General features: G+C 74.5%; 5 protein-coding genes. All 5 read left to right on the forward strand.

Annotated elements, in window-relative coordinates:
- Window positions 1-4,601: SDR family NAD(P)-dependent oxidoreductase (locus tag IG05_RS0140425; protein WP_078894882.1), on the forward strand; the 4,601-nt coding region annotated here is incomplete at its 5' end.
- Window positions 4,598-6,121 carry an FAD-dependent monooxygenase gene (locus tag IG05_RS0140430; RefSeq protein WP_051790830.1) on the forward strand — a complete coding sequence of 508 codons (1,524 nt, stop codon included), beginning with the start codon at window positions 4,598-4,600 and terminating at the stop codon, window positions 6,119-6,121. The genes IG05_RS0140425 and IG05_RS0140430, both read left to right, overlap by 4 nt.
- A 2-nt stretch (window positions 6,122-6,123) precedes the next feature.
- Window positions 6,124-7,674 carry an acyl-CoA carboxylase subunit beta gene (locus IG05_RS0140435; protein ID WP_030349102.1) on the forward strand — a complete coding sequence of 517 codons (1,551 nt, stop codon included), beginning with the start codon at window positions 6,124-6,126 and terminating at the stop codon, window positions 7,672-7,674.
- A gap of 9 nt (window positions 7,675-7,683) precedes the next feature.
- Window positions 7,684-7,890, forward strand: coding sequence for an acyl-CoA carboxylase epsilon subunit (locus IG05_RS0140440; protein ID WP_030349103.1), 207 nt, complete (start codon window positions 7,684-7,686; stop codon window positions 7,888-7,890).
- 74 nt (window positions 7,891-7,964) lie between these two features.
- Window positions 7,965-8,087, forward strand: a 123-nt coding sequence (locus IG05_RS46330; RefSeq protein WP_146166841.1) for a biotin carboxylase N-terminal domain-containing protein, incomplete at its 3' end; no start/stop codon positions are given.

Raw genomic sequence — 8,087 nt, forward strand, 5'->3', positions numbered from 1 at the left:
CGGTCGAGGCGCACGGCACCGGCACCCGGCTGGGCGACCCGATCGAGGCACAGGCACTGCTGGCCACCTACGGCCAGAGCCGTGAGGGCGAACCCCTCTACCTGGGGTCGATCAAGTCGAACATCGGCCACACCCTCGGCGCCGCCGGCATGGCCGGCGTCATCAAGATGGTGATGGCCATGCGGCACGGCGTGCTGCCCCGCACCCTGCACGTCGACGAGCCGACCCCGTTCGTGGACTGGGAGTCGGGCGCCGTGGAACTGCTCACCGAGCAGCGGCAGTGGCCCGACACCGGCCACCCCCGCCGCTCCGCCGTGTCCGCGTTCGGCATGAGCGGGACCAACGCACACGTCGTCCTGGAAGAGGCCCCCGCCGAGGACCCCGCCGCGGCACCGGAGCGGCGGCCCGGCGGAAGCACCCCGGCCGATCTGCCGATCCTGGTCTCGGCGCGTGGCCGGGACGCCCTGCGGGCCCAGGCCGCCCGCCTCGCCGCCCGCCTGTCCGCGCACCCCGGGGACGACCTCGCCGACATCGGACACGCCCTCGTCACCACCCGGGCGGTGCTCGACCACCGGGCCGTCGTCATCGGCCGCGACCACGACACGGTGACGGCCGGTCTGACGGCCCTCGCGACCGGCGAGAACCGCGCCCAGGTGGTCACCGGGACCGCGCGGGACCACGGCCGGACGGTCTTCGTCTTCCCGGGCCAGGGCTCCCAGTGGGCAGGCATGGCCATCGGGCTCCTCGACACCGCACCCGTCTTCGCGGACCGGCTGCGCGAGTGCGCGAAGGCCGTGGGCGCCCACGTCGGCTGGGACGTGGAGGACGTCCTGCGCCAGCGGGACGGCGCCCCCTCACTGGACCGCATCGAGGTGGTCCAGCCGGTGCTGTTCTCGGTGATGGTGTCCCTGGCCGAACTGTGGCGCTCGCACGGTGTGGAGCCGGACGCGGTCGTCGGCCACTCCCAGGGCGAGATCGCGGCGGCCGTCGTCTCCGGGGCCCTCACCCTCCAGGACGCGGCCCGGCTCATCGTCCTGCGCTCGCAGCTCTTCGCCGACGAACTCGTCGGCCGGGGCGCGGTCGCCTCCATCGGAGCCTCGCGGGCCGAAGTGGAGCCGCGGCTCCAGCCCTACGGCGACGCGCTGTCGATCGCCGGCATCAACAGCCCGAGGCTGGTCACGGTGGCGGGCGAACCCGAGGCCCTGCACGAACTGGTCGCCACCCTCGGCGCGGAGGGCGTACGGGCCCGGGTCATCCCCGCCACGGTCGCCTCCCACTGCTCCCAGGTCGACCGCCTGCGGGGCCGTATCGCCGAACTGCTGGACTTCGTACGCCCCCGGCCCGGCCGCGTCCCGCTGTACTCCACGGTCACCGGCGAGGTGCTCGACGGCTCCGAACTGACCGCCGACTACTGGTTCGAGAACTGCCGGCGCCCGGTCAGCTTCGAACCGGTGGTCCGCAAGCTCCTCGCCGACGGGTTCGACGTCTTCGTCGAGTCGAGCGCCCACCCGGTGCTCACCCTCGGGGTGGAGGAGACCGCCGAGGGCACCAACGCCGAGACCACCGTCACCGGGACGCTGCGCCGGGACCACGGCGGCCTGGAGCGCTTCTACGCCTCGCTCGCCGAACTGCACGTACGCGGCGTCCCCGTGGACTGGACCGGCGCCTTCCCCGGCGGCACGGCCGGCCGGGTGGAGCTGCCGACGTACGCCTTCCAGCGCCGCCGGTACTGGGTGGAGCCCGCCGCGGAACAGCACCCCGGCTCCGCCGACGCCGTCGAGGCCGCGTTCTGGGAGACCGTACGACGGGAGGACCTGGAGTCCCTCGCCGGCACGCTCGGCGTGGACCCGGGACCGCTCGGCGCGGTGCTGCCCGCCCTCGCGTCCTGGTGGCGGGACAACCGCCTGCACGCGGAGCTGGACCCGCTGCGCTACAAAGCCGTCTGGCAGCCCGTCGGCGACCCCCTGCCGGCGGCCCTCACCGGCACCTGGCTGGTCGCGGTACCCGCCACCGCCGCGGACACGCCGCTCGTCGGGGCCGTCGTCCGGGCGCTGGAGGACGGCGGGGCCCGCCCCCGCACCGTCGTCGTCGCACCCGGCACCGACCGCGCGGACCTCGCCGGCCGGCTGCGCGAGGCGGCCGGCGGCGAGCCGCCCGCCGGCGTGCTGTCCCTGCTGCCGCTGGACGGCACGGCCGGCGAACCGCACCCCGCGCTGCCGCACGGCCTGGCCGGTACCCTGCTGCTCCTGCAGGCCGTGTCCGACACGGGCTTCGACCGCCGCGTGTGGTCGGTGACCCGCGGGGCCGTCGCCACCGGCACCGCCGACCGCGTCGAGGACCCCGTGCAGGCCCAGGTGTGGGGGCTGGGCGAGGTCGCGTCGCTGGAGGTGCCCCACCTGTGGGCCGGCGTCGTCGACCTGCCCGAGGCGCCCGCGGAGCGCGACCTGGGCCGGCTGACCGGGGTCCTCGCCGGAGCGGGGGAGGAGAGCCGGCTGGCACTGCGGCCCTACGGGCTCTTCGCCCGCAGGCTGGTACGCGCCCCGCGCGGCGGCACCGGCACCACCACCCCCGCCGGCACCACCTCCACCGGTCTGCCGACCCGCGGCACCGTCCTGGTCACCGCGGGCACCCACGGACCCGGGGCGCACCTGGCCCGCCGGCTCGCCGAGGCCGGCGCCGAACACCTGCTGCTGACCGTGGCGCCGGAGGCCTCCTCCGACGCCACGGAGCACCTCGTCGCCGAACTGCACGCCGCGGGCACCCGGGTGACCGTGTCGACCGCCGACCCGGCCGACCGCGACGCCCTGGCCGCGCTGCTGGCGCACCTGCCGGACGAGGCGCCGCTCACCGCCGTCTTCCACACCGCGGGCCTGCTGGAGGAAGAGGCGCTCGGCACGCTCACCCCCGCCCGGCTGGAGGCGGTCCTGCGCACCAAGGCGCTCGGCGCGCGCCATCTCCACGAGCTGACGCGCACCCTGGACCTGTCGGCGTTCGTCCTGTTCTCCTCGGTCACCACCGCCCTCGGCGGCGGCCTCGGACTCGCCGGCTACGCGGCGGCCAACGCCTACCTGGACGCGCTGGCCGAGCACCGCAGGGCGCACGGACTGCCCGCGACCTCGCTGGCCTGGGGCGTGTGGTACGAGGAACCCGCCGAGGCCGAGGCGGCGGCCGCCGCGCGGACCCGGCGCGAACGGCTGACCCGGCGCGGACTGCCGCCGCTCGACCCGCGGCGGGCCCTCGCCGCGCTGCGCCAGGCGCTCGCCGAGGACGCCACGGCCCTGGTCCTCGCCGACGTCGACTGGGACACCTATCTGCGGGTGCTGGCCGCGGGCGGCCCCGGGCCGCTGCTCGGCGGCATCCCCGAGGTCAGGCGGGCGCTCCAGGGCGCCGGTTCCGCGGACGCGGACCACGCCTCGGTCCCGGCGAAGCTGCGGGAGGCGAGCCCGGCCGAGCGCCTCAGGCTGCTGCTCGACCTGGTGCGGGCCGAGATAGCCGACCTCCTCGGACACGAGGACCCCCAGGCCGTCGACGCCCACCGGGACTTCCTCGAACTCGGCATGGACTCCGTGGGCGCCGTCGCCCTGCGCAACCGCCTGGACGCCGTACTGCGGCGCAAGCTGCCCGCCCGGGTCATCCTGGACCGGCGCACCCCGGACGCCCTGGCCCGCTTCCTGCGGGACGAACTCGGCCGGGACGGCGACCCGGAGGGTACGGCGCAGGAACCGGCGGGTACGGCGGACGACCTGGCGGCGCAGTACGCGCGCGCCGCCGCCGAAGGCCGGGCCGACACCCTGCACGACCGGATCGCCGAGGCGGCGAGCGGCCGTCCGTCCTTCGAGGTCCACGAGCCGGCCGACGTCCCCGACCCGGTGGCCGTCGCCTCCGGCGGCCAGGGACCCTCGCTGATCTGCTTCCCCACCGTCCTCGCCACCTCCGGCCCGCACCAGTTCGCGCGGTTCGCCGCCCCCTTCGGCGGTGACCGGGACGTCTCGGCGCTCTCGCTGCCCGGCTTCACGGAGGGCACACGGCTGCCGGCGACCCTCGACGCGATCACCGGCGCGGCGGCCGAAGCGGTGCTCCGCCGCGCGGACGGCGCCCCGTTCGCCCTCGTCGGCTACTCGTCCGGCGGTCTCCTCGCCCACGCGGTCACCGCGCGGCTGGAGGCCGGGGGCGACTTCCCCGAGGCGCTGATCCTCCTCGACACCTTCCAGCCCGACAGCGAAGCGCTCACCCGGATCGGGCCCGCGCTGATGGCGGGCATGGCGGAGCGACTCGGGGAGTTCGCGCCCCTGAGCCCCGACCGCATCACCGCCATGGGCCGCTACCTGGACCTGCTGTCCGGCTGGCAGCCGGCCGACGTCAAGGCGCCCGTCCTGCTCGTGCGGCCCGCCGAGCCCGTGCCCGGTGCCCCCCGGCCCGCCGATGGCGGCGGGCAGTCCGCCTGGCAGGGGCGCCACGACGCCGTCGAGGTGCCGGGTGACCACTTCTCGATGATCGAGGAGCACGCCACGACCACCGCGCGGGCCGTCCGCGCATGGCTCGGCGGAACCTCCCCCGCCCTGTCCCTGACCACCACCTCGGCAAAGGAGAAGTCGGCATGAAACGGAGCCCCGTCCTGATCGTGGGTGCGGGACCGGTCGGGCTGGCCGTCGCCTGCGCGCTGTGGCAGCGCGGCATCGAGGCGCGCGTCGTGGAGGCCCAGACCGAGCCGCACACCGGCTCCCGGGCCGTCCAGCTCCACCCGCCCACCCTGCGTGTCTTCCGGGAGGCCGGCATCCTCGACGAGGCCGAGCGGGAGGGCCTGCGGATCCGCTCCACCAGCTACCACCTGGCCGGCGGCCGCACCCTGCGCGTGGCGCTCGGCACCGAGAACGAGCCCCTGATGCTCCCGCAGGAGAACACCAGCCGGCTGCTGGAGGCCGCTCTGGAACGGGCCGGCGGCCGGGTGGAGCGATCCGTCCGCGTCACCGACGTGGCCGTCGCCGGGGACGTCGTCACCGTGAAGGCCGAGACACCGCACGGCCCGGAGGTGATCGAGACCGACTGGCTCGTCGCCGCCGACGGAGTACGGAGCGTCGTCCGGGAGAAGCTGGGCATCGACTTCGTCGGCTCCCCGGTGTCCACGGGCTTCCTGCTCGCCGAGGGCAGGATCGACGGCGCGTTCGAACGGGACGCGGTGCACTACTTCCTGGGCCGTACGGGCTCGGTCGTCTTCGCCGCCATGCCCGGTGGCCGCATCCGGGTCTCCGGCGCGGTCCCGGACAGCCACCCGGTCACGCCCGAGGGCGTCCAGCAACTCCTCGACGAACGCGGCCCGGGCGGCCTCACCATCGAGGACCTCGACATGGTCAACCGGTTCACCAGCCAGGAGCGGATCGCCTCGGTCCTGCACACCGAGCGCTGCTTCCTGGTGGGGGACGCGGCCCACACGCACTCGCCCCTCGGCGGCCAGGGCCTCAACCTGGGGCTCCAGGACGCCCACAACCTGGCGTGGAAGCTGGCGGGTGTCGTCAACGGGGAGCTGCATCCGCGGGTCCTCGACACCTACGAGCCGGAGCGGCGCCAGGCCGCCGAGCAGATCGTCCGTGCCACCCACCAGTTCCTGAAGGTCTTCACACTCGGCCCCGCGGCGGCCCGGGTACGCAACAGGGCGTGGAGCGCCCTTGAGGCGACGGGCCTGCTCCGCCGCTGGTTCGTGCCGCTGCTGGCCGGATGGCGGGTCCACTACCCGGACACGCTGTCCGGGGGGTCGCCGCACGGGGAGCGGAAGGCGGGCCGGCTCGCGGCCGCCCGGCCGGGCCGGCTGCCCGAGCCCGGCCGGCGGGCTCCGCACTGGGTGCCGCCCGCCGCGGTGGACGGTCCCCCCGGCTTCCGGCTGCTGACGCTGGGGCCGGCCGACGGCGGAGCGGACCGGCGCGGCCGGGCGCTGGCCCGCGCGTCGGCCGTGCCGCTCCGCCACGACCATCTGGTGCGGCGGTCCTCCGGCTTCCTGCTCCTGCGACCCGACGGCTACGTCGCCGCCTCGGGCACCAGTCCCACCGAACTCGCCGATGCCGGGCTCCTGCTGGCCCGCATCGCGCTGTCGGACCCGTCCACGACCTCAGGCCGCGAAGGAGCGTAGCGATGCTGGCCCACGAGCGCCTGGCAGAACTGATCGAACTGAAGACGCTGACCCGTCAGGGTCCCGATCCGCAAGCGACCGAGCGTCAGCATGCCAAGGGCAAGCTGACCGCCCACGAACGTATCGAACTGCTCCTGGACGACGGCACGTTCCAGGAGATCGAGGCCCTGCGGCGGCACCGGTCGACCGCGTTCGGCATGGACCGGCGCCGGCCGCACTCCGACGGCGTCGTCACCGGATGGGGGAAGGTGCACGGACGCACGGTGTTCGTGTACGCGCACGACTTCCGCATCTTCGGCGGCGCGCTGGGCGAGGCCCACGCCGCCAAGATCCACAAGCTGATGGACCTCGCCGAGGCCGCGGGGGCACCGCTGGTGTCCCTCAACGACGGTGCCGGCGCGCGCATCCAGGAAGGCGTCACCGCACTGGCGGGCTACGGCGGGATCTTCCAGCGCAACACCCGCAACTCGGGGGTGATCCCGCAGATCAGCGTGATGCTCGGGCCCTGCGCGGGCGGTGCGGCGTATTCGCCGGCCCTCACCGACTTCGTCTTCATGGTCCGCGAGACCTCGCAGATGTTCATCACCGGACCCGATGTCGTGCAGGCCGTGACCGGCGAACAGGTCACCATGGACGGTCTGGGCGGCGCCGACGTCCACGGCGGCACCTCCGGCGTCGCCGGCTTCGTCTACGACGACGAGGAGAGCTGCCTGGAGGAGGTCCGGTACCTGCTCTCGCTGCTGCCGCAGAACAACCGGGAGCTGCCGCCGGTCGAGCCGGGCACCGACCCGGCCGACCGCCCCAACGACTCCCTGCTGCACCTGGTCCCCGCCGACCCGAACCAGGCGTACGACATGCGCGAGGTGATCCAGGAGGTCGTCGACAACGGCGAGTTCTTCGAGGTGCACGAGCTGTGGGCGACGAACATCGTGTGCGCGCTGGCACGCCTGGACGGGCATGTGGTCGGCATCGTCGCCAACCAGCCGGCCTCGGTGGCCGGGGTCCTGGACATCCACGCGTCGGAGAAGGCGGCACGCTTCGTCTCCACCTGTGACGCCTTCAACATCCCGCTGGTCACCCTGGTCGACGTGCCCGGCTTCCTGCCGGGCGTCGACCAGGAGCACAACGGCATCATCCGGCACGGGGCCAAACTGCTGTACGCGTACTGCAACGCCACGGTGCCCCGGGTGCAGCTGATCGTGCGCAAGGCCTACGGCGGCGCCTACATCGTCATGGACTCCCGTTCGATCGGCGCGGACATCTCCCTGGCGTGGCCGGGCAACGAGATCGCGGTGATGGGCGCCGAGGGAGCCGCCAACGTGATCTTCCGGCGGGAGATCAGTTCTGCCGACGACCCCGAGAGCGTGCGCCGGCAGAAGATCAAGGAGTACAAGACGGAGCTGATGCATCCGTACTACGCGGCCGAGCGCGGCCTGGTCGACGACGTGATCGACCCGCGCGACACCCGGCAGGTGCTCATCCGGTCGCTGGACATGCTCCGTTCGAAGCATGCCGACCTCCCGTCCCGCAAGCATGGCAACCCCCCGGCGTAAGGAGCGGTGATGAACGACCTTTCGGTGGTGCGCGGCAGTCCCACCAAGGAGGACCTGGCCGTCGTCCTCGCGGTGCTGCTCGCCAGGCAGCACTCCGGCGCGGCGGCGGGGCCCGGGGAGGACGCGGACGGGACGGCTGGACCGTCCCGCCGGGCCGGCTGGGCCCGGGCCCGGCGGTCCGCCCACCTGCCGGCCGGATCCTGGCAGCACGTGTGACGACGGCACGGGTGACGAGGAACCGTCCATCAGTCCATGGCCCGTGGGGCCACCCGACAACTTACGGAAGACGCATGCGCAAGGTGCTCATCGCCAATCGTGGCGAAATCGCTGTCCGCGTGGCCCGGGCCTGTCGGGACGCCGGGATCGCGAGCGTGGCCGTCTACGCCGACCCGGACCGGGACGCCCTGCATGTC

This window comes from Streptomyces sp. NRRL S-1022, from assembly GCF_000720135.1.
Lineage (GTDB): Bacteria > Actinomycetota > Actinomycetes > Streptomycetales > Streptomycetaceae > Streptomyces.